This is a genomic window from Saccharopolyspora antimicrobica, assembly GCF_003635025.1.
GTDB lineage: Bacteria > Actinomycetota > Actinomycetes > Mycobacteriales > Pseudonocardiaceae > Saccharopolyspora > Saccharopolyspora antimicrobica.
Genome location: NZ_RBXX01000002.1, coordinates 4340271 through 4366044 on the forward strand (window position 1 = coordinate 4340271; position 25774 = coordinate 4366044).

General features: G+C 71.7%; 22 protein-coding genes and 1 riboswitch. Of the genes, 18 read left to right on the forward strand and 4 right to left on the reverse strand.

Annotated features, from left to right (window positions below; genetic code table 11):
* Positions 1-89: 89 nt before the first annotated feature.
* Entirely contained in the window at positions 90-635 is a 546-nt protein-coding gene (locus ATL45_RS21160) for a YbhB/YbcL family Raf kinase inhibitor-like protein (protein ID WP_093146588.1), read from the reverse strand.
* Positions 636-797: 162 nt separating this feature from the next.
* Here ATL45_RS21160 and ATL45_RS21165 point away from each other — a divergent pair, with 162 nt between their 5' ends.
* The 3 genes from ATL45_RS21165 (at position 798) to ATL45_RS21175 (ending at position 3984) form a co-directional block, all read left to right on the forward strand.
* Positions 798-1790 carry a sugar kinase gene (locus tag ATL45_RS21165; protein ID WP_093146587.1) on the forward strand — a complete coding sequence of 331 codons (993 nt, stop codon included), beginning with the start codon at positions 798-800 and terminating at the stop codon, positions 1788-1790.
* Between the two features lie 83 nt (positions 1791-1873).
* Positions 1874-2785, forward strand: a complete 912-nt coding sequence (locus ATL45_RS21170) for an NAD(P)-dependent oxidoreductase (RefSeq protein ID WP_093146586.1) — start codon at positions 1874-1876, stop codon at positions 2783-2785.
* A 392-nt stretch (positions 2786-3177) separates the two neighbouring features.
* The gene (locus ATL45_RS21175; protein ID WP_093146585.1) at positions 3178-3984 is read left to right on the forward strand and encodes a S1 family peptidase; all 807 of its coding nucleotides are present in this window, start codon (positions 3178-3180) and stop codon (positions 3982-3984) included.
* Between the two features lie 149 nt (positions 3985-4133).
* Here the strand turns inward: ATL45_RS21175 and ATL45_RS21180 are convergent, their stop codons facing one another.
* Complete coding sequence (locus ATL45_RS21180; RefSeq protein ID WP_093146584.1) at positions 4134-5033, reverse strand: LysR family transcriptional regulator; 900 nt, start codon at positions 5031-5033, stop codon at positions 4134-4136.
* Positions 5034-5163: 130 nt separating this feature from the next.
* Between ATL45_RS21180 and ATL45_RS21185 the strand changes: the two genes are divergently transcribed.
* The gene (locus tag ATL45_RS21185) at positions 5164-6390 is read left to right on the forward strand and encodes an MFS transporter (protein WP_246025466.1); all 1227 of its coding nucleotides are present in this window, start codon (positions 5164-5166) and stop codon (positions 6388-6390) included.
* Here ATL45_RS21185 and ATL45_RS21190 read toward each other — a convergent pair.
* Entirely contained in the window at positions 6304-6936 is a 633-nt protein-coding gene (locus tag ATL45_RS21190; RefSeq protein WP_093146583.1) for a LysE family translocator, read from the reverse strand. The genes ATL45_RS21185 and ATL45_RS21190 overlap by 87 nt on opposite strands.
* A 287-nt stretch (positions 6937-7223) precedes the next feature.
* Between ATL45_RS21190 and ATL45_RS21195 the strand changes: the two genes are divergently transcribed.
* The 4 genes from ATL45_RS21195 to ATL45_RS21210 all read left to right on the forward strand — a co-directional run bounded on the left by ATL45_RS21195 (position 7224) and on the right by ATL45_RS21210 (position 11641).
* Positions 7224-8030, forward strand: a complete 807-nt coding sequence (locus ATL45_RS21195; RefSeq protein ID WP_246025467.1) for a S1 family peptidase — start codon at positions 7224-7226, stop codon at positions 8028-8030.
* A 152-nt stretch (positions 8031-8182) separates the two neighbouring features.
* Positions 8183-8794 (forward strand): DUF4291 domain-containing protein, encoded by a 612-nt coding sequence (locus ATL45_RS21200; protein WP_093146582.1) that lies wholly within the window; start codon positions 8183-8185, stop codon positions 8792-8794.
* 111 nt (positions 8795-8905) lie between these two features.
* Complete coding sequence (locus tag ATL45_RS21205) at positions 8906-9373, forward strand: GNAT family N-acetyltransferase (protein ID WP_093146581.1); 468 nt, start codon at positions 8906-8908, stop codon at positions 9371-9373.
* A 40-nt stretch (positions 9374-9413) separates the two neighbouring features.
* A riboswitch (cobalamin riboswitch) is annotated at positions 9414-9595 on the forward strand.
* Between the two features lie 39 nt (positions 9596-9634).
* Complete coding sequence (locus tag ATL45_RS21210; protein WP_093146580.1) at positions 9635-11641, forward strand: putative cobaltochelatase; 2007 nt, start codon at positions 9635-9637, stop codon at positions 11639-11641.
* Positions 11642-11834: 193 nt separating this feature from the next.
* Here the strand turns inward: ATL45_RS21210 and ATL45_RS21215 are convergent, their stop codons facing one another.
* A complete protein-coding gene (locus tag ATL45_RS21215) occupies positions 11835-12992 on the reverse strand; it encodes an MFS transporter (protein WP_093146579.1) in 1158 nt (385 codons plus the stop codon).
* A 249-nt stretch (positions 12993-13241) separates the two neighbouring features.
* Between ATL45_RS21215 and ATL45_RS21220 the strand changes: the two genes are divergently transcribed.
* The 10 genes from ATL45_RS21220 to ATL45_RS21265 all read left to right on the forward strand — a co-directional run bounded on the left by ATL45_RS21220 (position 13242) and on the right by ATL45_RS21265 (position 25348).
* Positions 13242-13649: a hypothetical protein gene (locus tag ATL45_RS21220; protein WP_093146578.1), complete on the forward strand. Its 408-nt coding sequence runs from the start codon at positions 13242-13244 to the stop codon at positions 13647-13649.
* Between the two features lie 68 nt (positions 13650-13717).
* Entirely contained in the window at positions 13718-14206 is a 489-nt protein-coding gene (locus ATL45_RS21225; protein ID WP_246025849.1) for a DUF3558 domain-containing protein, read from the forward strand.
* Positions 14207-14245: 39 nt separating this feature from the next.
* Complete coding sequence (locus tag ATL45_RS21230; protein ID WP_093146576.1) at positions 14246-15721, forward strand: PPE domain-containing protein; 1476 nt, start codon at positions 14246-14248, stop codon at positions 15719-15721.
* Positions 15722-15796: 75 nt separating this feature from the next.
* Positions 15797-16579, forward strand: coding sequence for an ESX secretion-associated protein EspG (locus tag ATL45_RS21235; protein WP_093147538.1), 783 nt, complete (start codon positions 15797-15799; stop codon positions 16577-16579).
* A gap of 88 nt (positions 16580-16667) precedes the next feature.
* The gene (gene cobO / locus ATL45_RS21240) at positions 16668-17282 is read left to right on the forward strand and encodes a cob(I)yrinic acid a,c-diamide adenosyltransferase (protein WP_093146575.1); all 615 of its coding nucleotides are present in this window, start codon (positions 16668-16670) and stop codon (positions 17280-17282) included.
* Complete coding sequence (locus ATL45_RS21245) at positions 17279-18667, forward strand: cobyrinic acid a,c-diamide synthase CobB (RefSeq protein WP_093147533.1); 1389 nt, start codon at positions 17279-17281, stop codon at positions 18665-18667. Before cobO ends, ATL45_RS21245 begins: the two co-directional genes overlap by 4 nt.
* Before the next feature lie 357 nt (positions 18668-19024).
* A complete protein-coding gene (gene cobM / locus ATL45_RS21250) occupies positions 19025-20248 on the forward strand; it encodes a precorrin-4 C(11)-methyltransferase (protein ID WP_093146574.1) in 1224 nt (407 codons plus the stop codon).
* 155 nt (positions 20249-20403) lie between these two features.
* The gene (gene cbiE / locus ATL45_RS21255) at positions 20404-21606 is read left to right on the forward strand and encodes a precorrin-6y C5,15-methyltransferase (decarboxylating) subunit CbiE (protein WP_093147529.1); all 1203 of its coding nucleotides are present in this window, start codon (positions 20404-20406) and stop codon (positions 21604-21606) included.
* Between the two features lie 77 nt (positions 21607-21683).
* Positions 21684-23417: a precorrin-3B C(17)-methyltransferase gene (gene cobJ / locus ATL45_RS21260; RefSeq protein ID WP_093146573.1), complete on the forward strand. Its 1734-nt coding sequence runs from the start codon at positions 21684-21686 to the stop codon at positions 23415-23417.
* 503 nt (positions 23418-23920) lie between these two features.
* Complete coding sequence (locus ATL45_RS21265; RefSeq protein WP_093146572.1) at positions 23921-25348, forward strand: pyridoxal-dependent decarboxylase; 1428 nt, start codon at positions 23921-23923, stop codon at positions 25346-25348.
* Positions 25349-25774 lie beyond the last annotated feature (426 nt).

Below are 25774 nucleotides of genomic sequence, written 5' to 3' on the forward strand. Positions count from 1 at the left end.
TCAGATACATCTCGATCGAGTGATCTCCGGGCGTGAAAAAGCCGTGCCCGCCACGGAAAACCGGGCGGACACGGCTCGGGTTCGCGGTGTCAGTGCTGGTAGGTGGGGGTGATCACGGCGCGGGCCAGGGTGTGGAAGGCCAGGTTGAAGCTGATCACCGCCGGGCTCGCCGTGGCGTCCGGGCCGAGCTTCTCGGCGTCCACCGCGTGCACCACGAAGTAGTAGCGGTGCGGGCGGTCACCGGGCGGCGGGGCGGCACCGCCGAAGGCCCGCTCGCCGAAGTCGTTGGCCACGTGGAAGGCCCCGGACGGGACGCCGTGGCCATTGCGGTTGCCCGCGTCGGTGGCCAGCTCGGTGACGTCGGCCGGGATGTCGGCCAGCACCCAGTGCCAGAAGCCGCCCGGGATCGGCGCGTCCGGGTCGAAGCAGGTCACCACGAAGCTCTTGGTGGCCTCCGGGAAGCCCGACCAGCGCAGGTGCGGCGAGTGGTTCTGCCCGCCGGCGCCCATCCCGTCGAAGACCTGGGCCTGCGTCATCGGCTGTCCGTCGGACACGTCGTCGGAGGTGACGTCGAAGCTCGGGACCGCGGGCAGCAGCGAGTACGGATCGGGGTCGATCGGGCGCTCCAGACTCATTGCGAGCAACCTCCATTCCTGGGACTGAGGACGATCACCGGCCAGCTTAGGGATTGCCGCGGCAGCGGGCTCGGGTGGCGCGGAGACCAGCCCCATCAGTGCTATTGCATGGCATGCAACGGGAGTGTGTATTTCGCACAATCCTCGATAGGCTGGGCGGCGATGACGTGGTGGATCGAGGAGGCGGACGTGGTGGAGCCGGGCCCCGAGGTGCTGTGCTTGGGGGAGACGATGTCGCTGGTCTCCCCGGCCGACCCGGTTCCCCTGGAGCAGGCGCCGGTCTTCACGCTCTCGGCGGGCGGCGCGGAGTCCAACGTCGCCATCCACCTGGCCGCGCTGGGGCACCGGGTCGGCTGGGCGAGCCGGGTCGGCGACGACCCGCTGGGACGCCGCATGGTCGCCGCCATCGCCGCGGCCGGCGTCGACACCGGCCTGGTCGAGGTGCGGGCGGACGCGCCCACCGGCGTCTACTTCAAGGACCCCGGCCCGCAGGGCACGCGCGTGCACTACTACCGCGCCGGATCGGCGGCGTCCACGATGGACGCGGACTTCCTGCCGGACGAGCTGCTCGACGCGCCGCGGCTGCTGCACCTCTCGGGCATCACGCCCGCGCTTTCGGCTGGCTGCGACCGGCTGATCCGCCACCTGCTCACCCGCGAGCGCCGGGCGCGGATCACCTTCGACGTGAACTACCGCCCGGCGCTGTGGCCGGTCGAGCAGGCCGGACCGGTGCTGCGCGAACTCGCCCAGTTCGCCGACACCGTGTTCGTGGGGCTGGACGAGGCGAACACGCTCTGGGGCGTGGAAACCCCCGAAGACGTGCGGAAAGTGCTGAACCGGCCGAGCGTCGTCGTGGTCAAGGACGGCGCCAACGCCGCGCACGCGCTCGGCTCCGAGACGGTGACCGTGCCCGCGCCGAAGGTCGAGGTCGTCGAGCCGGTGGGAGCCGGGGACGCCTTCGCCGCCGGTTTCCTCTCGGGCGTGCTGCGGGGCGCCGACGTCGCGCACTGCCTGCGGCTCGGGCACCTGCTGGCCGCGCACAGCCTGCTCAGCACCGAGGACCACACCGCGTCGCCGGATCGCGAGGACCTGGAGCGGTGGCTGAGCTGCGACGAAACACGTTGGCGCGCGTTGAGTTTCGGCTCCCGGGCCTGACGCGTCAGGGGCGGTCGCAGCGGTCGCCCGGCCGACGTTGGAAGATGCCGAGCAGCTGCCGAGCATTCCCGAATGGAGTTGTCGTGAAGGTCCACGTTGGTCCGGTCGCTCAGCCCGAGCTGGAAGCTGCTGTCATCGCGGCCGGTGCCGAGCTCGGCCCGGTCGCCGACGCCACCGCGCTGATCTGGTTCGGCGGCGAGCCGGAGCGGTTCGCCGAGCTCGACCACCCCGCCCTGGAGTGGGTGCAGCTGCCGTCCGCGGGCATCGAGCACTGGGTGGCGGCCGGTGCGCTGCGGGAGGGCGTGACCTTCACCTCGGCGGCGGGCGCCTTCGCGCAGACCGTCGCCGAGCACGCGTTGGGCCTGATGCTCGCCGGTGCGCGCCAGATGCACCTGATGGCGCGTGCCTCGAAATGGTCGCGGCCGGAGGGGATGCGCGGCGTCGCCGGAGCCACCGTCGGCATCATCGGAGCCGGTGGCATCGGTGGTTCGCTGATCGAGCTGCTGCGGCCGTTCGGCGTGCGGGTGCTGGCGGTGAACCGGTCCGGCAAGCCCGTCGACGGTGCGGCCGCGACCTGGCGCTCCGACGACGTCGAAGGCGTCCGCCAGCTGCTCGCCGAATCGGATTTCGTGGTCATCGCCGCGCCCGCCACGGCGGCGACCGCACGGCTGATCGACGCCGCCGCGCTGGACCGGATGAAGCCCGGTGCGTGGCTGGTCAACGTCGCGCGCGGCCCGCTGGTCGACACCGAGGCGCTGGTCGCGGCGCTGGACGCGGGGCGCATCGGTGGCGCGGCGCTGGACGTCACCGACCCGGAGCCACTGCCCGACGGGCACCCGCTGTTCCAGCACCCGCGGGCGATCATCTCGCCGCACACCGCCAACCCGAAGTCGCTGATGATCCCGGCGCTGGCCCGCCGCGTCGAGGAGAACGTCCGCCGCCGGCTGGCGGGTGAACCGCTGCTGGGCGTCGTGGACCGCACCGCGGGGTACTGATCGCGTTCCGGCAGGTCATCGGGGCCCGCCGCGCGCCCCGATGATATTCGGCTCGTCCATTTTGGATCGGTGGAATCGGCGGCCGGATGCCCGGGTGTCCGGAATCGCAAAAGGCCTATCGGAGGATTGACAAGCCTCCGGTTGTCATGAGTGGGAATACGCAATTCCCAGCGGTGGAAAGACCTTGCGCATTGAAGTCCTATTTGGACAGTTCTGGTCCGCCATTAGAGTGGATATTTTCCGGAATTTCCACTCGATCGGGTTGTACAGATTGGTGCGACTGTATCCAACAGCGGGTCGTGATCCTCTTTCTAATGGACACTTTGGGCGAGCCGGAGACGGCGGGTCGAAACCGCGACCTGCCGGGAGGCTCCGGGGGAGGAGGCAACGACATGGCGGACACTCGGAGCCGGGTGTGGTCGGTGGCCGGATTGCTGGCGGCGGCGACGTTGTCGTCGGGACTGCTGGCCTCGGCCGCCGGTGCGGCGGAATCCGGAACCGCGGAGACCGCGGTGCCCCCCATCGTCGGGGGTGAGCCGGCCAAGATCGCCGACCACCCCTGGGTGGTGTACCTGACCGACACCCAGGGCAACCAGTTCTGCGGCGGCACCGTCGCGAAGGCCAACAAGATCATCACCGCGGCGCACTGCGTCAATGGGGACAAGCCCGAGGCGGTCCAGGTCGTCGCGGGCCGGGAGAGCAAGCAGAACACCGATGGCACGGTCGCGAAGGTGACCGGCATCTGGGTGCACCCGCAGTACCAGGACGCCAACAGCGGTTCGGACGTCGCGGTGCTCACCCTCGGCCAGGACCTGCCGCAGCAGCCGCTGGCGGTGGCGTCCAAGGACGACTCGGCGCTCTACGAGGCGGGCAAGACGGCCGGCGTGCTCGGCTGGGGGGCCACCGCAGAGGGCGGCGAGGCGTCGGAGACCCTGCAGAAGGCGGAGGTCCCGCTGACCAGCGACGCCGACTGCCAGAAGGCGTACCCGCAGTACAAGGCGGAGGCCATGGTGTGCGCCGGGTTCCCGCAGGGCGGCGTGGACAGCTGCCAGGGCGACTCGGGCGGACCGCTGGTGGTGGAGAACAAGCTGGTCGGCATCGTCTCGACCGGCAACGGCTGCGCCCGGCCGAACGCACCGGGCATCTACACCCGCGTGGCCGCCTACCACGACGACGTGCAGAAGCAGCTGGATTCCTGATCCGGTAGAGGATGCGGCCGGGGCGCGGCGGGAGCGCCCCGGCCGCATCGCGTCGGCGGGCTGGTCGTTCCCGGGCTCGTTCTGAGCGGCGGTGCGGGTACCTGGATGTCCCTGCGCTGCGCCGCCGCGGCCCGGAAGAGATCAAGCGGCTAGGCCAACCGCAGTCGCGGGCCGAGCTCGCGGGCGAGGCTGGTGGTCAGCGACCGGAACGTCCGCACCGCCGGGTTCCGGTCGTCCGAGCGGGTGGCCAGCACGCTGTGCTCGGGCGGCGCGTCCAGCACCGGCACGCACACCGTGCCCGGCCACGGGTAGTACCGCTGGAAGGACTCCAGCGCGGAACCGGCGCCCCGCCCGGCGGCGGCCGTGGTCAGCACCTCGTGCGGGGTCACCGCGTGCGACCGGCTGCGGTGCGGGGACAGCCCGCCGCGCGCGTCGGCGAAGTAGAGGTAGTCGCGGAACTGGCGCGGGGTGTGCTCGGGGAGGCTGACGTAGGGCAGTTCGAGCACGTCGTCCAGGCTCACGGCCGCCGCGTCGGCCAGCTCCCAGGACGCGGGCACCACCACGATGCGCCGCTCGGTGGTCACCACGTCCACGGCGATCCGCTCGTCCACCGGGGCGGGCCGCACGAAGGCCACGTCGACCCGGTTCTGCACCAGCGCCGAGACGTGCTCGGTGAAGTCCAGGGCTACGAACTCGACCGGTACCTCCGGGCAGGCCCGCTGGAACGCCTGCACGGCGGCGGGGGTGAGCTCGGCCGAGCCGTTGCTCATGACGCCGATCCGCAGCGCCCGCGCCGCCCCGGCCTCCGCCACGTCGGCCATCGCCGCGTCCAGCGCGGCCAGCAGGCCCCGCGCGTGCCCGACGAACCGCTCACCGGCCGGGGTGAGCCGCACCGGCGAGCGTTCCAGGAGGTGGACGCCGAGGTCGTGCTCCAGCTGCTTGATGTGCGCCGTGACGGACGCGGGCGAGCGGAACAGCCGCTCGGCGGCCTTGCCGAAGTGGCCTTCCTCCGCGACCGCCAGGAAGGACGTCAACCGACGCAGGTCCATACCCGCAGCGTACGAAGCGCGGGCACCGGAATCGCCGAGGAACCTTCGCGCGAGGCGAGGATCACGGCCGCGTTCACGAATCCTGAACGCCTGGTGCGGCGGTGCGCCCCGGCGGCTTAGAACGACTGCTGTGCAGAACAAGTGGTTGCCCGCAGCGTTCCTGATGACCGCGGCGGGCTGGGGTGCGAATCAGTTCTCGCCGTTGCTGGGCGCCTACCAGCGCGACCTGGGACTGTCCGCCAACGCGACGACGGGCCTGCTCGCGCTCTACGTGGTCGGGCTGCTGCCGGGTCTGCTGCTCGGCGGCCCACTGGCCGACCGCCGGGGCCGGCGCCCGGTCGTCCTCGTCGCGGTCGCGGTCAACGCCGTGGCGACGGTTGCGCTCATGCTCGGCGTGGACGTGCCGGTCTGGCTGGCGGTGGGGCGGTTGCTGACCGGCCTGAGCACGGGCGCGGTGCTGGCCGCGGGCAGTGCGTGGGTCCGGGAGCTGTCGCATCCGCCGTTCGGGACGGCGGTCGAGGACGGGGCCGGTGCTCGCCGGGCCGGGGTGATGCTCTCGATGGGCTTCAGCATCAGCGGCCTGGTTTCCGCACTGATCGCGCAGTGGGGGCCGTATCCGCTGGTCATCGCCTATCTGCCGCACCTACTGCTGTCCGTGGCCGGTGTGGTCCTGGCGCTGTCCTGCCCGGAGACGCGTTCGGCCGGGAGTGATTCCGGAGCACGCGGCGGCGGGGTCCGGGATCCGCGGTTCCGGCGTCTCGTGCTGCCCGTCGCGCCGTGGGTGTTCGTCGGGCCGACGGTCGCGTTCGGGACGCTGCCCGGCCTGGTGACCAGCGACCTGCCCGGTTTCGAGACCGTCTACGCCGGTGTCACCGCGCTGATCACGCCGGGGCTCGGGGCGGTCGTGCAGCCGATCGCGCGCCGGGTCGCCCAGCGCGGCGAGCGCGTTCCGGCCGTCGTCGGGCTCGTGGTGCTCGCGGCCGGGCTCGCGCTGGCGGCGGTTTCGGTGGTGTGGGTGCTGCCCTGGTGGGCGCTGGTGGCCTGCCTGCTGATGGGCACCGGGTACGGGTTCAGCGTGACCTTCTGCCTGACCGTGGTGGGCCGGATCGCCGGGCCTGCCGGGCTGGCCCGGCTCACCGCCGTGTTCTGGTGCATCGCCTACCTCGGCTTCTGCACGCCGTTCGCGATCAGCCTGCTGGCTCCGGTGGCCTCGGCGCCGCTGCTGCTGCTCGTGCTGGTCGGCCTCGCGCTGATCACCACCGTCGCGGTGTCAGCCGGCGACGAGCCCGACCGAGATGGTCAGGAACGCCGCCGCGCTGACCACATCCAGCGACTTCGCGACTCGGGGGTTCTGTAGCCGGTCGGCGATCTTCGCGGCGCCGAGCACCATCGAGGCCTCCCAGATCAGGGCCAGCACCAGGAACACCACGCCGAGCATCACCAGCTGCAGCGCGGGTTGCGCGGCGGAGCCCACGAACTGCGGCAGGAACGCCAGGCTGAACAGCAGCATCTTCGGGTTGGTGAGGTTGCTGAACAGGCCGCGCAGGTAGGGGTTGGAGTTGTCCACCGGCGGCCCGCTGAGCGTGCCCTCGACGCTCTTCTTCCTGGTCAGCCACAGCCCGCGCAGGATCGACACGGCCAGGTAGACCAGGTAGGCGGCACCGATCCACTTCAGCGCGGACAGCACGGCGGGGTGCTTGGTGACCAGGGCGCCGAGCCCGGAGATCACCAGCGCCACCTGCAGGATGCTCGCGGTGTGGATCCCGGCCAGCGCGAGCATTCCCGCCCGGCGACCGCGGTTGAGCGAGGTCCGCAGCAGCAGGAAGACGTCGACGCCGGGGGTCAGCACGACCACCACGCTGGCCACCAGGAAGGCGGGCAACGGGGTCAGGTCCACGAGCACGGTTCCTCCTCCAGGGCAGCACAAAGGTGCTGATCACTTGATCGGGTTGGATCTGTCACCTGTTCAGGCACAGTTCGCGGACCCGGTGCAGGGAGGCGCTCCGGGTCCGTGACGACGCGGGAAGGACGAGCAGCGGTCGACAGTGACGCACTCAGTAAATTTTCCCGGTGTCATCCATCTTAACGAAATATTTTCCTGGCACTGTGTGAGTTGTGCCTCGTAATGTTCCGGTACCCGAGTGACTACGGTGTGCCGTCGGCAAGATCGGCGACAGTGGGAGGCCCGAGGTGACGCGTGGCAGGACCGGGACCGCAGTGCGACGGCTCGTGATCACCGGTGCGGTGGCGGCGCTGACCGGGGTGTACCCGGCGACGGCGGGCGCGGCGGAAGAACCGCAGGCGCGCGTGCTCGGCGGTACCGCGGCCACCATCGACGAGGCCCCGTGGCTGGTCGCCCTGACCGACGCCCAGGGCCGCCAGTTCTGCGGCGGAACCCTGCTGACCCCGATCAAGGTGGTCACGGCGGCGCACTGCATGCAGGAGCCGCTCACCGGCGGCCAGCGCGACCCGCAGCGGCTGCGCGCGATCGCCGGCCGCACCGATCTGAGCACTACCGACGGCACGGTCGCCGAGGTCGAGCGGGTCTGGGTGCACCCCGGCTTCCGCGGCTACACCAGCGGCGACGACGTGGCGGTCCTGACGCTGCGCCGGCCGCTGCGCCAGCCGCAGCTGGAGGTGGTCGAGCAGGGCGAGACCGAGCCCTACCGGCCCGGCACGGTCGGCCGCGTCTACGGCTGGGGCAAGACCAGCGAATCGGGCCCGCCGTCGACGACCCTGCGCGCGGTGGACGTCCCGGTCACGACCGACGAGGCCTGCCGCGCCGCCTACCCGAACTACGACCCGCGGAGCATGTTCTGCGCCGGAGTGCCCGAAGGCGGCCGCGATGCGTGCGCCGGGGATTCGGGCGGCCCGATCGTGGCGGACAACCGCCTGATCGGGGTGGTCTCCTACGGCACGGGTTGCGGCCGTCCGAACACACCGGGCGTCTACACCCGCCTTTCCAACTACATCGACGAGCTGGCGGAACAGCTCTGAGAACACTGTCCGGGCATGCATCCGGAGGGGCACCCGCCGTCCAGGGAAGCACTCGGGTTCCGCCAAGCGGCCACCCGCGCAAAGCAACCACCATCAAGGCCCTGAGGAAAACCGGTTGAAGGCACCGCTCGGCCTGGCACAGGCTGAGCGGTGTGAAAGATCAGGAAAGCACCGGGTACCGCGCTGTCCGGGCGCGGCACACGGCGACGTCGATCACGGTCTACCAGGCGTACTCGGCGGAGATCGCCGACGCGGCCCTGGCGGCCGGGACGTTCGCGCCGCCGTTCAAGCGCGAGCGCATGACGTGGATTAAGCCGTCGTTCCGGTGGATGGCCTACCGCTGCGGCTGGGCCACCAAACCGGGCCAGGAGCGCGTGCTCGCGGTCGAGATCACCCGCGAGGGCTTCGAGTGGGCGCTCGAGCACGCCAGCCTGAGCCACTTCGAGCCGGACACCCACGGCACCCGCGAGCAGTGGGCGGAGCAGCAGCGGACGAGCCCGGTACGAGTCCAGTGGGACCCGGAACGGGACCTCCACCTCCGGCCGCTGGGGCACCGCTCCATCCAAATAGGACTCGGCGGCGAAGCGGTGCACCACTACGTTGACGACTGGATCATCGGCATCGCCGACGTGACCCCGGCGATGCGCGAGACGGCGGAGCTGGTGGCGGCGGGCGACTTCGAAGCGGCCCGGGCGAGTCTGCCGCAGGAGGAGCCGTACCCGCTGCCGGACCACATCGCCCGCCGCCTCGGGGCCACCGGATGATCGAGAGCCCTCGCCGGAGCGGCCGCCGCCGGGCCGGGCGGGGAGTGGCGTTGACTACTCCGGTGCAGGTGAATGCGGGTTTCGAGACCCCGCTGTGATATCCAAGTAGGGATGACCCTCCAGCCGCTCGCGACCGCCGTCCACCGCGCCTACACCGCGGACCTGGACGCCGAGGACTTCTACCGGATGCTGCGCCTGCGCGTCGACGTGTTCGTCGTCGAGCAGGAGTGTCCGTACCCGGAGCTGGACGGGCGCGATTTGGAGGAGACCACCCGGCACTTCTGGATCGACTCGGCCGACGGATACGTGCTGGGCTACCTGCGGCTGCTGGAAGATCCCGACGGCACGTTCCGGATCGGGCGGGTGTGCACCGCCAAGTCCGCGCGCGGGCTGGGGCTGGGGCGCAAGCTGATGCGCGCCGCCGTCGCCGAGGTGCAGCACGCGCCCGCGGTGCTCGCCGCGCAGACCTACGCCAAGGAGTTCTACCGCTCCTTCGGGTTCGTGGAGGACGGCGAGGAGTACCTCGAGGACGGCATTCCGCACGTCGACATGCGCCGGGAGCCGCGCCGGCGGGCGTGATCGCAGTGGTGCGCGTCTCGCGCGGTTGGTCCGCCGCGCCGGTTCTGCGACGATGCTCCATGATCCGAATGCAAGGGGTGCGGCAGGAAGCCGGTGCGAATCCGGCACGGTCGGCGCCACTGTGACCGGGGAGCGGCCCTCCCCCGAGAGCCACCGGGGAGACCTGGGAAGGCCGGAGGGGCGCGGAGATCCGGGAGTCAGGACACTGCACCCCCTTGTTCCCGCCACCGGGGCGTCCGCACCCCGAGGAAGGAACCCGGCATGACCGCTGCTCCCCGCTTCCCCTTCTCGGCCGTCGTCGGCCACGACGATCTTCGGCTGGCGCTGCTGCTCAACGCCGTGCACCCGCGCATCGGCGGAGTGCTGGTGCGAGGTGAGAAGGGCACGGCGAAATCCACCGTGGTGCGCGCGCTCGCCTCGCTGCTGCCGCCGCTGGACGTGATCGCCGACTGCCGCTTCGGCTGCGCCCCGACCAGCCCCGACCCGCAGTGCCCGGACGGGCCGCACGACTCGACCGCGGCGCAGCGCCCGGCGCAGCTCGTCGAACTGCCGGTGGGTGCCACCGAGGACCGCCTGATCGGTTCGCTCGACCTGGAGCGGGCGTTGACCGAGGGCGTCCGCGCCTTCCAGCCCGGTCTGCTCGCCGCCGCCCACCGCGGCGTGCTGTACGTCGACGAGGTCAACCTGCTGCACGACCACCTGGTCGACCTGCTGCTGGACGCCGCCGCGATGGGCCGCGCGCACGTCGAGCGGGAGGGCGTTTCGGTCTCGCACGCGGCGTCGTTTCTGCTGGTGGGAACGATGAACCCGGAGGAGGGCGAGCTGCGGCCGCAGCTGCTCGACCGGTTCGGCCTCACCGTGCACGTCGCGGCGTCGCGGGAGGTCGCCACCCGCACCGAGGTGGTCCGCCGCAGGCTGTCCTTCGAAGCCGACCCGGCCGGATTCGCCGCGAAGTGGGCCGAGGCCGACGCGGAACTGGCCGAGAGCATCCGCATCGCGCGCGACCGGGTCTCGCGGGTGGAGCTGCCGGACGCCGAACTCCGCCGGATCTCCGCGCTGTGCGCGTCCTTCGACGTCGACGGGATGCGCGCCGACCTCGTGCTGGCCCGCACCGCGATCGCGCACGCGGCCTGGCGCGGAGCCGACGTGGTCGCCGCGGAGGACGTCGAGGCGGCCGCCCGGCTCGCGTTGCCGCACCGGCGCCGCCGGGATCCCTTCGACGAGCCCGGCATGGCCGAGGACCAGCTGGAACAAGCGCTCGCCGAGGCGGCGGAGCACGCCGAGGACGGGCCGGAGCCGCCGGACGGCCCTGACGGCGGTGGGCAGGCTCCGGAGGAGCCGGCGGAGCCGTCCGGCGGAGGCGACGCGGAGGAGCGTAGCGACGACGGGCGCGCGCCGGCGGACAAGGCGCCGGCGGCGCCGACGCCGGCGTTCCGGGCGCGGCTGCTGGAGGTGCCGGGGCTCGGCGACGGGGCGCCGGGACGGCGCTCGCGGTCGCGGTCGCGGAGCGGCCGGACGACGCGTCCGTCCACTGTGGAGGGACACGGCATCCACGTGGCGGCGACCTTGGCGGCCGCTGCGCCGCACCAGGTCGCCCGGGGCCGCAGCGGTCCGGGGCTGGTGCTGCGGTCCGACGACCTGCGGCGCGGCATCCGGGAAGGGCGCGAGGGCAACCTGGTGCTGTTCGCGGTGGACGCCTCCGGGTCGATGGCCGCCAGGGAGCGGATGTCCGCCGTCAGCGGCGCGGTGCTTTCGCTGCTGCGGGACGCCTACCAGCGGCGGGACAAGGTCGGGGTGGTGACCTTCCGCGGTGATTCGGCGGAGCTCGCCCTGCCTCCGACGTCCTCTGTGGACATCGCGGCGGCGCGCATGCGCGGGCTGCGCACGGGCGGCCGCACCCCGCTCGCCGACGGGTTGTTGCAGGTCCAGCGGGTGGTGCAGCGGGAGCAGACGCGTGATCCGCAGCGCCGTGCGCTGGTCGTGCTGCTCACCGACGGGAAGGCCACCGTGGCGGTGGATTCCGGGCTGAGCGGTCGTGATCGGGCGCAGCGCGCGGTGGCCGATGCGCTGCGGGCCGCCGGCCTGGTGGCCGGGACGGGCGCGGCGTCGATCGTCGTGGACTGCGAGAACGGGATGGTCCGGCTGGGTCTGCCCGCCAAGCTGGCCGCTGCTCTCGGTGGTCCGTGCCTGCGGCTCGAAGAGCTCTCCGCGGAGAACGTCGCGGGTGTGGTCCGCGCTGTGCGGGATGAACGCCCGCAGGCCGCTTGATCTCGTTTTGGTTACGAGATTGCAGATTGCGAGTACCGACCCGCTGGTCGGATTGGTACGGTGACTGCCGTCCACCTGACCCCCAGGGGTGGACTTGCGAAGCGCCCCCGCGCTCCCGGCGACCCCCAGGCCGGTTGAGTGCGGGGGCTCTTTTTGCACCGGAGCCGTGGGCGGTGGTGCTCCGCTCAGCCGCTCATGCGGGCGAGGTGCGGGACTGGTAGCGGCGGTGGCACGCGGCCGCAGTGATCAGCAGCGGGACCGCGACCGTCGCGGCGGCGCCGAAGAGCAGTGCGTAGGAGCCGCTTTCGGCGAACGGGCCGGCTGCTGCCGCGGCCGTCGCGCTGCCGAGGAACAGGGCCGAGGCGAACAGCGCCATCGCCAGCCCGCGGGCTTCGGGAACCACCGAGGTGGCCCAGGTCTGCAGGGACGAGTGCATGAACGACCAGCCGCCACCGAGCAGCAACGCCGTGACCACCACCGCCGCGATGTCGGTCCGCAGCATCACGACCAGGTAGCCGACCGCCATCGAGGAACCGCCGATCGCGATCAGCTGCCACACCGCCAGCCGCCGCCCCAACGCCTTGACCACGCGGGAGAACACCCACACGCCGACGCCGTAGGTGGCCGCGGCCAAGCCCGCCACGGCGACGTCGACACCGCGGTGCACCAGCGCCGACGGCAGGAACGTCAGGATGCCCAGCAGCACCGCGCCTTCCACGAAGACCAGTCCGAACACCAGCAGCGCCCAGCGATTCGTCAGCACGGTGGTCAGGTGCTTGCGCACGCCGCCGACCTGAGCGCGCTCCGGCTCGGGGAGCCTGCCGATCAGCGCGGCGCACAGCACGGCGCAGAGCGCGGGAATCGCGAAAACCAGCCGCCAGTCGAGGAAACTCGCGAGCACACCGCCGACCGCGGTGGCCAGCGCCGTGCCCAGCGCCGACGCGGCCATGAGATCGGAAAGCGCGCCTTGCCGCAGTTTCGGGGAAACCGTGTCCCCGACGTAGGTCAGCGAGGACGGGACGATGGCGCCCATGCACCCGCCCGCGATCGCGCGCGCGATGACCAGCGCGACCAGGTTCGGCGCCAGCGCGGACGCGATACCGGCGGCCGCCGCGCCCAGCAGCGTGCCGCGCATGACGACGATGCGCCCGAAGCGGTCCGACAGCATCCCCCACACCGGCTGCATGAGCCCGTAGGCGAGGAAGTAACCGCTGGCCGCGCCGACGGCCGACGCCAGCGGAACCTGCATCCCGAACGCGATCAGCACCAGCATCGGAGTGACCGAGAAGCGGTCGAAGTTGGAGATGAGGGTGGCGGCGGAAAGCACCAGAGGTGGCCTGGTGGACGACATCGAACGACTCCTCCGGTGTAGGACCCGTCCATGTTCGCGGACGCGCGCGCCGCGAGATCAGTGATCTAGACCACTTCGGAGCCGGGAGTGAAGTGGATGGCTCCTCGGCGGAATCGGGCTTGCTCCATTGGTGTGGGATTTGCGCCGTGGGTTGCGAAATCGCCTATTCGTGACCTACGCGCGAGGATGCTGGTGCTAGGTTCCTATCCGTTTGAGGGCGGAACGGACTTACCTGGGGGTGGGGTTCCGATGGCGGAGGCAGTTGGATCGATGGGTGGTGCGATTGGAGGCCTCGCTGCGTCGAACGACGCGATGCAGGGCATCATCAGCGCTGCCGGTAGCGGCTCGTTCTCGGTCACGCCTGAGGCTGGCGACGAGCTGATCAGAATCTTCAAGGATTTCGCAAGTGAGCTCGGCGATATGCAGCGTGACCTCAGGCAGCTCGCGCGTGAAACGCCGCTCGGGGACAGTCCTGCTGGGCAAGCCATCAGTGACTTCAACAAGCAGGTCGCGGCGGGCGGTGACGGTCGTTCGTACGAAGAGTTGCTGAGGCAGATGCGTGAACGCATGCCCCAGGTGATCGAAGCGATCAAGAAGGGCATTCAAACTTACCAGGACGTGGACGAAGGAAACGCCGGTTTTGGCGTGCAGCAATGAGATCGGGGTTTGTTCAGGTGCGTAAGACAGTTTCGCGTTCCGCTGCGCTGGCAGCGTTCATGACGCTCATGGCCAGCGTTGCTGCCTGCAGTACTGGGCAACCGGGTACATCGGTTCCTTCGGAGGCGCCTGCGCCGACGAATTCCGCCAACGGCGGCTCAGGACTCGCACAGTTGGATGCTTGTCAGGTGTTCGACGCCCAGGCGACTTCTCAGCTCGGGCTCGAAGGTGCCGGCGAGGTGAAGAACTTCGCTGGTGGGCGTGGCTGTGACTGGGATACCGCAGGCGGCGGTATCAGGGTCGTGCTCTACGACAGCACTTCTCTGGAGAAGCAGAACCTGTCGGATGGTCAGGTCGAGTCCACGACCTTTGCTGGTCGCGAGGCGAAGATCCAGCGCGAAGCACTCGGGGCTGGAGACTGCTCGCTGCTGTTCGCAGTGGGAGATTCGTCCTCGGTTTCGTTGGACGCGACTTCCAACGACATGAACACTGATGCTTCTTGCCAGCTCGCGCAGCAGGCGGGCGAGCTGGTCGTAGCCAAGCTCCCGAAGAACTGAAGAAGCAGTTGAGAACTTAAAAAGGAATTGGGGGAAGTCATGACGTCGCCGCCGGGTGGTGGAAACCAGTACATCGCAGATGTCGAGCAGCAGGCGTACCAGCAGGGGCAGCAGAAGTACTCGGACGTCTCCGATATCTGGGTCGTCGGTGATGCGCTGAACCAGGCGCTGTCCCAGGCCTACGCCAAGCAGGAAGCCACGAAGTACGGGCAGGAGCAGGCGCAGGCGCTGGCCACGGACCAGGAGCTGCGGGAGAAGCCCGGGGAGCTCGGCAACACCCACTACCTCTCCTTCGAGCACAAGGAGATGGACCGGTTCGTCAAGGAGAACTTCGATCCGACCGCGGTGCACGACGTCGGCCGCATCTACCACGGGCACGGCGAGAAGTTCCTCGACTTCGCCGACCAGATCAGCAGGGCGGCGGCCAAGACGGAGGAGACCTGGCAGGGGGAGGCCGGTGATGCGATGCGGAAGCACGTCGGGCAGCTGGCCGAGCACATGGCGCACTCCGGGAATGCCGCTCAGCTGACCGCCAACCAGATCGGGATGCAGGCCGAGGCCGGGGAGCGGGCCAGGAACTCGATGCCCGAGGTCGTCGAGTTCGACATGAAGCAGGAGCTCAAGAACTACTTCTCCGATCCCAACCCGTTCACCGCGATCAGCCGGGCCAACGACATCATCGAGAAGCAGGAGAAGAGCCAGGCGGCGCATGCCGAGGCCGCTCAGGTCATGTCGACCATGGAGGGCGACTTCGGGCAGGCCGCGGCGCAGACTCCCGCTTTCGTGCCCGCGCCGCGGGGGCCGGACGAGGTCGGGCCACCGCCGGAGACGCGACGGCCGATCGGGTCGGTCGACCCGTCCACCAACGTTTCGAACACGCCCGCGGTCACCCAGTCGGCTTGGGCGAGTCCGACGGGGCAGAACAACGGGCCCGGCAGCACCTCGGTTCCGCCGTCGGCCCCGTCGCCCAGCCAGACGAGCGCCGTGTGGCAGCAGACGCCGACCGGTTCCAGCGGCGGGTCCGACACCCGGTGGAATCCGCGGACCGGGCAGTGGGAACGGCGCAATCCCTACAACGGCAACTGGGCCCCGCTCCCGCCCGGTCAGCAGCGGCCCGGGCCCGGCGGCGGACTGGGGCGTCCGGGCACTGCTCCCGGCGGTTCCGGTGGCATGAGCCGTCCCGGTGGTGGCGGCGGTGCTGGTGGCGCCGGACGGCTCGGTGGTTTGGGCGCTGGCGGCGTCGGTGGTGCAGGAAACCAGCTCGGTTCCGGTGGCCGGGCCGGTGTCGGCGGGCTCGGTGCCGCGGGTAGCGCCGGGGTCGGCGGCGGTGCTGGTGGTGCCGGTGCGGCCGGTGCCCGTGGCGGCGCCGGGATGGGCGCCGGAGCCGCGGGCCGTGGCCAGGGCGGCAATTCCGAGGAGGACAACGAGCACGAGAGCAAGTACGTGCTCGACTCCGACGAGGCTTGGGAAGACCTCGGGCTGCCGAAGGTCGCACCGCCGGTTTTCGGCGAATAACTTCAACTGTTCCGCTCGATTTCCCGGGAAAACCGATGTTTTTCCGGGAATCGGCGCGCGCCCCCAGGGGGAATGGTGATCAATTCGTTCGCTCTGTCCGCCGAAGCGGTGGACATCCTCAGCGAGGACCTGCGGCTGAACCTGCGGCAGCCGCCGTTCGAGATCCCGCACTTCAGCGCCACGCTCGACGAGCGCAGCAGGCTCCGCAAGAGCGTCTGGGCCGACCTGGAGCAGCGCCGCCTCGCCGATCGCGGCCGGGCCGAGCCGGAGCTCGAGCAGGCGTTGAACCTGCTGCACCGCTCGGAGATCTCGGTGGCGGTGACCTCCTACGACGGCCGGTCGGACACCGTCTTCCGGGCTCGGGTGGTCGCGGGCGGCCGGACCGGAGTGGTCGCGATCCAGGACGAGCGGGGCGTGCGGGTCGAGTTCGCCGACGTCCGGGGGCTGGCGCGGATCTGCGTCGGGCTGCTGCCGGAGGCGCCCGCGGGCAAGCTCGAGACCGGCACCATTTCCGTCGCAGGCGAGCCGCAGCCCGAACCCCACGCCGAGCCGGATTCCTGGCTCAGCGCCGCGCAGCCCGGCGCTTCCGGTCGCGGTGGCGGGGACGTGCGCAAGGTGGAGCGGATCATGGCGCTGCCGGTGCGCAGCGTGGGCTACTTCGTGGTGAGCGGGGTCGACGCGGGCGGTCAGCAGGTGCGGCTGCCTGCGGTCGGCTGGCGGGACACCGAGGAGGGCCGCTACAGCGTCACCACCCGCCAGAACCACGACGGCCAGCGCTGGAACACCTTCAGCCCGGCCGACAAACCGCGGCTGGCCCGCTACCTGGACGAACAGCTGGCCGCGTTCCGGCGGCGGTGAGGGCTCGCGAGCGTTCCGGGGGAACGCACCCGCGGGTCGCCGGGGCTGGTGCACCGGCGCTCATGACCGAATTGGTTAGGGTCTGGGTATGCCTCAGGGACAGCCTTCCAGCGTGCCGAACGACGGACTCACCACCCGCCAGCGCCGCAACCGGCCGCTCGTCGTGGTGCACACCGGTGAGATGAAGGGCAAGTCCACCGCCGCGTTCGGGCTCGCGCTGCGCGGCTGGAACCAGGGCTGGTCGATCGGGGTGTTCCAGTTCGTCAAGTCCGCGAAGTGGCGCGTCGGCGAGGAAACCGCGTTCCGCGCGCTCGGGCGGCTGCACGAGCAGACCGGCGAGGGCGGCCCGGTCGAGTGGCACAAGATGGGCGAGGGCTGGTCCTGGGCGCGCAAGAAGGGCAGCGAGGAGGACCACGCCGCCGCCGCGCTGGAGGGCTGGCGCGAGATCGCGCGCCGGATCGGCGAGCAGCAGCACGGCATGTACGTGCTGGACGAGTTCACCTATCCGCTGCACTGGGGCTGGATCGACGTCGACGAGGTGGTCGCCACCCTGCGCGACCGCCCCGGCCACCAGCACGTCGTGATCACCGGCCGCTACGCGCCGCAGGCGCTCCTGGACGCCGCCGACCTCGTCATGGAGACGACCAAGGTCAAGCACCCGATGGACGACGGCCAGAAGGGCCAGAAGGGCATCGAGTGGTGACCGAACCGTCCCCGGCGGAGGGCGCGGCGAGTCGCTCGAAGGCGTCCCACGCCCGGGTGGTGATCGCGGCACCGGCCTCCGGGCAGGGGAAGACGACCGTGGCCACCGGGCTGCTCGGAGCGCTGCGGCGGCGCGGGACCGACGTCGCGCCGTTCAAGGTCGGCCCGGACTACATCGATCCCGGATACCACCGGATCGCCGCCGGGCGGCCGGGGCGCAACCTCGATCCGGTGCTGGTCGGCGAGGAGCGGATCGCGCCGCTGTTCCGGCACGGGGCGGCGGAGCTGTCCGTGGTGGAAGGCGTGATGGGGCTGTTCGACGGCCGCATCGGTTCCGGCGACGGGCTGGCGGCCGGATCCACCGCGCACGTGGCGCAGCTGCTGGACGCGCCGGTCGTGCTGGTGGTCGACGCGCGGGGGCAGAGCCACAGCCTCGCCGCGCTGCTGCACGGTTTCCGCGGCTACCGGCCCGAAGTCCGGGTGGCGGGCGTGATCCTGAACCGCGTCGGTTCGCCGCGCCACGAGGAAGTGCTGCGCGACGCCGCGGACGCCGCCGGGCTGCCGGTGCTCGGAGCCATCCCGCGCGCCGACGACCTCGCCGTCCCGTCCCGGCACCTCGGACTCGTCACCGCCGTCGAGCACGGCACCGACGCGGTGCGGGCGGTCGAGGCGATGACGGAAATCGTTGCCAGATCGGTGGATCTCGACGCCATCGCCCAGATTGCGCGGTCGGCTCCGGAGCTGCCCGGGCCCACCTGGAACCCGCGGGAGGAAGTGGCGCCGCAAGGTTCGCCGGTGGTCGCGGTGGCCGGTGGCCGGGCGTTCACCTTCGCCTACGCCGAGCACGTCGAGCTGCTCGAAGCCGCCGGTGCCCGGATCGCCGTCGTGGACCCGCTCAACGACGAACGGCTGCCCGAGGGCGCTGCGGGTTTGGTGCTGCCGGGCGGGTTCCCGGAGCAGCACGCGGCGGAGCTGTCCGCGAACACCGCGCTGCGCCGGGAAGTCGCCGCGTTCGCCGCCGGCGGGGCACCGGTGCACGCCGAGTGCGGGGGACTGCTGTACCTGTCCCGGGAGCTGGACGGGCATCCGCTGTGCGGCGTGCTCGACGCGCGGGCGCGGATGTCGTCGCGTCTGACGCTCGGTTACCGGGATGCCGTGGCCGCTGCCGATTCCGCGCTGTTCGCGGAAGGTTCGCGGGTGAGCGGGCACGAGTTCCACCGCACCGTCCTGGAGCCCGCCGCCGGAGCACCCGCGTGGTTCTGGCGGAGCGGCGAGGGACCGCAGCGCGAGGGCTTCGTCGACCGCGGCGTGCACGCTTCCTACTTGCACACCCACCCCGCCGGGCAACCCGGCTCCGTCGAGCGGTTCGTGGCGCGGTGCGCGTGATCAGGATGGCAGCGTGGGCTTCGCCACGCCCGGAGCTCGCCGCCGGCAGCACGCACGGTCGGCCTAGAGCGGTTACCGAACGAGGTCGTGCCGCGCGTCGCTGCAAGGCTGCTGATCACCGGTTCGAGGTCTTTCGGTGCGGTCGTATCACGTGCCGTGACAAGCGCTGCGCGGGACGTGACCGCGCTGGGGGAGGGGCCGTGGCCACGCGGTACGGTCAGGGCCTGCGAAAGCGGGCGGCGGCCCGGTGAGCCGCGTGCCGAGCGCCGGGTGCCCGCGCCCGCTGTCCGAAGTGGACGACGCGCCGCATTCGTCCGCTGTGTTGGTACTTCCACCCCGAGGCGGAAGAGGAGAGCAATGGTGACTGGCCGGATCTCGTTCATCGGTGCCGGTCCGGGCGCGGCCGACCTGATCACGGTCCGCGGCGCGCGGCGGATCGCCGAGGCCGACGTGGTGGTGTGGTCGGCGAGCGCGGTCGCGCCGGAGTGCATCCAGGAGCACGCCCGCGCCGACGCGGAGCTGATCGACTCCTCCCGCCTGACCCGCGAGGAGGCGCTGGAGATCTACCGCCGCGCCGAGCGGGACAAGCTCAAGGTCGTCCGCGTGCACTCCGGCGATCCGTCGATGTGGAGCGCCGTCCAGGACCAGCACGACGCGTGCGCCCGGATGAACGTCGAGGTCGAGATCGTGCCCGGTGTCGCGGCGTTCTCCGCGGCGGCCGCCGCCGTCGGCCGCGAGCTGACCGCGCCCGAGGTCGCCCAGTCGCTGGTGGTGACCCGCCTGGAGGGCGGCCGGACGCCGACGCCCGCGGGCGAGGAGGTGCGCGAGTTCGCCAAGCACGGCACCACCATGGCGCTCTACCTCTCCGCTTCGCGCACCGCGCAGCTGGTCGAGGAGCTGCGCGCCGGCGGCTACCCGGACGACACGCCGGTGCTGGTCGCCTACAAGGTCAGCTGGCCCGACGAGCTGCTGGTGCGCACCACCATCGGCGAGCTGGAGAAGACCGTCAAGCAGCGCAAGCTCTGGCGCAACGCGCTGTTCATCGTCGGCAAGAGCCTCGCCGGTTCCCGCGCGAACTCCTACCACTTCCGGCGCGCGGAGCCGGTCGCCCGGCGCGCGCCGCGCCCGACCGTTCCGCGCCGCCGCAGCGTCGAGCCCGGCCCGGCGAAGCCGCGCGGCACCAACGGGGTCAAGGATTCCGACGTGGCCTGGTGGGCGGTGCGCGACTGGCAGGAGAGCGCTCGCGGAGCGGCGCGGGTCGCGGCGACCCGCTCGGTGCCGCGCGTGGACGCGGCGCAGTCGCAGCTGTTCGCCGAGGAGGCCGTTGCCGAGCCCGCGGAAGCCGTCGAACCCGCGGTGAGCGAGCAGCCCGTTGCCGTCGAGGCCGCGCCGAAGCCGCGGCGGACCTCCGCGGCGAGCACCACGACGACCCGGGCCACCGCGAAGGCCACCCCGGCCAAGCGGACCGCGGCCAAGACGGCGAAGACCACCGCGACCAAGCGGACGAAGTCCGCGGCGGCGAAGGCGAAGCCCGCCGCGAAGCGCAAGCCCGCGGCGAAGCCGGACGAGCAGGGCGAGTGATCCGAACCGCTTCGTCCGAAGTGGACGCGGCGTGTGCGCACCGGTTCCGGTGGCCGGAGGCAGCAGTATGGGAGCAGTTCAGCGAGGTGTGCGGCCGCCGGTCGCGCGTTCGGGGTGGAACGCGCGGTCGCGGCTGCCGAGGTGAGGTGGGTGACGTGGCAGTCACGGTGATCGGGATCGACGGCGGCGCCCTGCCCAAGGGCGCTGAGCAGGAGCTGGAGTCGGCTCGGCTGGTGGTCGGGGGCAAGCGGCACCTGGACGCGCACGCGCCCGAGCACGCGCGCAGGCTGGAGCTGGGCCCGCTGGAACCGGCGTTGAACGCGCTGTCCGCGCTCTCCGGTGACGAGCACGGCGTGGTGCTCGCCTCGGGTGATCCCGGCTTCTTCGGCGCGGTGCGCGCGCTGCGCGAGCGCGGCATCCGGTGCACGGTGCTGCCGTCGACCTCCAGCGTGCAGCAGCTGATGGCCCGCATCGGCCGCTCCTGGGACGACGTGGTGGTGGTCAACGCCGGCGGCCAGGACCTCGGTCGCGCGATCAACGTCTGCCGCGCGCGCCCGGCCGTGGTGGTGCTGACGGCCGCGCCGAAGGCCGGACCGGCGCAGATCGGCTCCGGGCTGACCGGGTGGCGGCGCACCATGGTGGTCGCCGAGGACCTGGGCGGGCCGAACGAGTCGATCGTCACGCTGGACCCGGCGGAGGCGGCCAAGCGCACCTGGCGCGAACCGAACATCGTGCTGTCGCTGGCCGATCTGGACGACGTGCCGCACCGCGGCTGGATCGCGGGTGGTGAGCCGGTGCCGCCGGCCACCGGCTGGGCGCTGGCCGAGGACGAGTTCTCGCACCGCGACGGGATGATCACCAGCGCCGAGGTGCGCGCGGTGGCCCTGGCCAAGCTCGCGCCGCGCCCGGGAGCGCTGGTGTGGGACGTCGGTGCGGGTTCCGGCTCGGTGGCCGTGGAGTGCGCCCGGCTGGGCGCGGCGGTGATCGCGGTGGAGTCCGACGAGACGCAGGCGGTGCGGCTGATCACCAACGCGGCCGGGCACGGCGTGGACGTCCGGGTGGAGGAGGGCGAATCGCCGCAGGTGCTGCGGAACCTGCCCCGGCCGGACTCGATCTTCGTCGGCTCCGGCGGCAGCGATGTCGTCACCGCCTGCGCGCACGCCGGGGCGGCCCGCGTCGTGGTGGCGCTGACCGCGCTGGACCGGGTCGGCGCGACTCGCGACGCGCTGCGCTCGGCGGGCTACGAGGTGGAGGGCGTCCAGCTCTCCGCGGCCCGCCTCGCGGAGCTCCCGGACGGGGCCTCCCGCCTGGAAGCGGCGAACCCGGTGGTCCTGATCTCCGGCCGCAAGAAGCAGTAGCCGCCCTTACCGCCACCGCCGCTCACGCCGGATGGGAACATGCGGGTGAGCGGTGTCGGCCAGGCAGGGGAGCAGCAGTGATCGGTCTGTTCGCGGTGACCGCGGCGGGACGGCGGTCCGCCGCCGAGGTCGCCGCACGGCTGGGGCCGGACGCGGTCGTCGCCGACGGGCCGATCGGGTCCGCCGTGCGGCGGCTCTGGGACCACCTCGACGCGGCGGTGTTCTTCCTGGCCAGCGGGTCGGCGGTGCGGCTGGTGGCGCCGCTGCTGCGCGACGAGCGCACCGATCCCGGCGTGGTCTGCGTCGACGACGAGCGGCGCTTCGCGATCGCGCTGGCCGGCGGCGCCGACGTGCTCGCCGAGCAGGTCGCCGACGTCCTCGACTGCCAGCCGGTGGTCACCTCGGCCACCGGCGGTGCGGGCACCACGCCGCTGGACGAGCTGGTCGAACAGCTCGACGCCACTGTGGACGGTGACCTGGTCACCTGCGGTGCGGCGGTGCTCGACGGGCTGCCGGTGCGCCTGGTCAACCCGCACGGCTTCCCGCTGCCCGCGTTGCCGCCGAACGTGTCCCCGGACGTCGAGAGGCCGCTGTGCACGGTGGTGATCGACGACCGCCGGCCGACCGCGGTGGAGGAGCACACGCTGCGGCTGATCCCGCGCACCCTGGTGGTGGGCGTCGGCTCCGCGCGCGGCATCTCGCGCACCGCGGTGACCGAGACGATCGCGCGCCTGGACAGCGAGCACGGCTTGGACCCGCGCGCGATCCGGGCGATCGCCAGCGTCGACCGCAAGGCCGAGGAGGGCGGCATCCTGGAAGCGGTGCAGGACCTCGGGTTCTGGCACTCCGCGGACGGCGGCGACGAGCTGTCGCTGCTGACCTACCCGGCCGAGGTGCTGGCCGCCGTCGAGGTGCCCAACCCGAGTCCCGCGGTGCAGGCGGAGGCCGGTACGCCCAGCGTGGCGGAGGCTTCGGCGCTGCACGCCGCCGCCGAGCTCGGCTTCGGAGCGCCGGTCGAGCTGGTCGCCGCCAAGATCAAGGGCGAGGGCGTGACGGTGGCCGCGGCCCGGATCCGCCCCAGGGGCCGGCTGGCGCTGATCGGCATCGGCCCCGGAGCGGCCGACCTGCGAGTGCCGCGCGCCGACGTCGAACTGCGCCGCGCCTCGGTCGTGGTGGGCCTGGACCAGTACGTCGACCAGGTGCGGCACCTGCTGCGCCCGGGCACCGAAGTGCGGGCCACCGGGCTGGGCGAGGAGGAGGCCCGGGCCGTCGAAGCGGTCGAGCTGGCCCGCGAGGGCCGCGCGGTGGCGCTGATCGGTTCCGGTGACGCCGGAGTGCACGCGATGGCGAGCCCGGCCCTGGAGAAGGCGGACGTCGACATCGAGGTCGTCGGCGTGCCGGGCGTGACCGCGGTGCTGGCGGCGTCGGCCCTGCTCGGCGCGCCGCTGGGCCACGACCACGCCCTGATCAGCCTGTCCGACCTGCGCACGCCGTGGGCGGTCATCGAGCGCCGCGTGCGTGCGGCGGCCGAGGGCGACCTGGTGGTCTGCCTCTACAACCCGCGCTCCGAGCAGCTGGCCCGAGCGCTGGAAATCCTGGCCGAGCACCGCCCGGCGACGACCCCGGTCGGCGCGGTCCAGCGCGCGACCCGCACCGGCCAGCGGGTGTGGTGCGCCCCGATCAGCGAGTTCGACCCGGCGGAGGTGGACATGTCCACCACGGTCGTCGTCGGCTCCTCCCAGTCCACTGTGGTCGGACACCGCATGGTCACCCCACGCGGCTACCGCTGGATGGCCACCGACACCCCCTGACCCGCGGCGGCCAAGCGAGGGAGACGTCACCACTGATCGGGTGGTGGGGAACCTCCGCGATTTCAATTGAAATTGGATTTTCGCCACCGTTGGATCCGTCGAAAACGTGACAAGTCCAATTTCAATTGAAATTGCTACACCCTCAGGGTGACCACCGCCGCTTTGAACCCGAACCCAGCCCGGTTCCCACCGCGCCACTGATGGCCAGGTCTCCTCGGTATCACAGCCGAATCATTCAGCGGTGATACCGCTCGAACGTCACGAGGTGCCGTGCTGCGGGGGACGGGGTCGGGTCAGGTTCAAAGCGGTGGGTGGTCGCCTGAGGGGTGTGGCAATTTCAATTGAAATCGGCACTGTCCTCGACGAAACCTCCAGTGTCGCGGTAAGCCGATTTCAAGTGAAATCGCGGAGGTTCACCACCTCGCGCCGGGTCGTCGGGTCCGCCGTTCGATGGTCTGGCTCGCTGGGGGTCTTGGTGGCAGGCTGGCGGGGTGAGCGGGCACATGTCTCCGGAGGAGTTCCGGGCTTTCGGCAAGCAGGTCGTCGACTGGGTCGCCGATTACTACTCCGGTGTCGAGTCGCATCCGGTCCGGTCGCAGGTGCGGCCCGGGGAGGTCCGGGCGCAGCTGCCCGCGCATCCTCCTGAGCAGGGCGAATCGTTCGAGGCGGTGCTGCGGGACCTCGATGATCTGCTGGTGCCCGGGGTGACGCACTGGCAGCACCCCAACTTCTTCGCCTACTTCCCGGCCAACGCCAGCGGTCCGTCGATCCTCGGGGATCTGCTCTCCAGCGGTCTGGGCGTGCAGGGCATGGTGTGGGCGACCAGCCCGGCCTGCACCGAGCTGGAGACCGTCGTGGTCGACTGGATGGCCGAGCTGCTCGGGCTGCCCGAGCACTTCCGGACCGATGCGGCCGGTGGCGGCGTCATCCAGGACTCCGCGTCCAGCGCCGTGCTGGTGGCCTGCCTGGCCGCCCTCCAGCGGTCCGGCGGCGACGTCGCGAGGCGGGGCATCACGCGGCGGCACACCCTCTACGTCTCCGAGCACACCCACTCGTCCCTGGAGCGGGCCGCGCGGATGACCGGTATCGGGGCGGACAACGTCCGGGTCGTCGCCGTCGATCCGGAGACCCTCGGCATGGATCCTGCGCACCTGGACGCCCTGATCGCCGAAGACCTCGCCGCCGGTGCCGTGCCCACCATGGTGTGCGCGACCATCGGCACCACGTCGACCACCGCGATCGATCCCGTTCGCGCCATCGGCGAGGTGTGCCGGGCGCGCGGGATCTGGCTGCACGTCGACGCGGCTTACGCGGGCGTTGCGGCGGTGTGCCCCGAGCTGCGGTGGATCAACGACGGCGTCGCCGAGTTCGCCGATTCCTACTGCACCAACGCGCACAAGTGGTTGCTGACCAACTTCGACTGCAGCCTGCTGTGGCTGGCCGATCGCGGGCCGATGATCGAAGCGCTGTCGATCCTGCCGGAGTACCTGCGCAATCCCGCCACCGCTTCCGGCGAGGTGATCGACTACCGCGACTGGCAGGTGCCGCTGGGCCGCCGCTTCCGGGCGCTGAAGCTGTGGTCAGTGCTGCGCTGGTACGGGGCCGCCGGGCTGCGCGAGCACATCCGCGCCGGGGTGGGGCTCGCGCAGGAGTTCGCCGGCTGGGTGCGCGAGGACCCGCGGTTCGAGCTGCTGGAACCGCACCCGCTCGGGCTGGTGTGCTTCTGGCCGCGGTTCCCGGATCTCTCCACCGAGGAGGCCGGCGAACGCACCTACCGGCTCATGGAATCGCTGAACGAATCCGGGGAGCTGTACCTGACGCACACCAAAGTGGACGGTCGGACGGTGCTGCGGTTCGCCGTCGGCTCGCCGCAGACCGAGCGCAGGCACGTGCTCGCCGCGTGGAAGCGCATTCAGGAGGCGGTCGGCTGATCTGCCCGCCACCAGGGCGTAGCCGATCAGCACGAGCAGGTGCGAAGGCCGCTCACCCGCGCCAGCGGCGTGCAGCGCCTGGAACGCCGCGCCGGATGCGGTGAAGTGGAAGCCCGGGATCAGCCCGGGCAGCAACAGGATCGAGGCGAGCAGCGGGCGGCGCGCGCACAGCAGACCGACCGTCAGCACCGCCAGCGCGGACAGCGCACCCGCCACGAGCAGCGCGGACGCCTCCGCCGGAGTGGTCGCGCGCGCTGCGGAGACGAGCACCACCGCGAGCGCTGCCAGCAGGTGCGCGGTGAACCGGGCGATCGGGTCGGGGCCCGGCCGGGCCGCGAGCGCGATGGCCGCGATGATCAGCGCGGTGCCTGCGGCGAAGTCACCGAGCACGGCCAGACCGCAGAGCGCTATCAGCGGGCTGCGGGC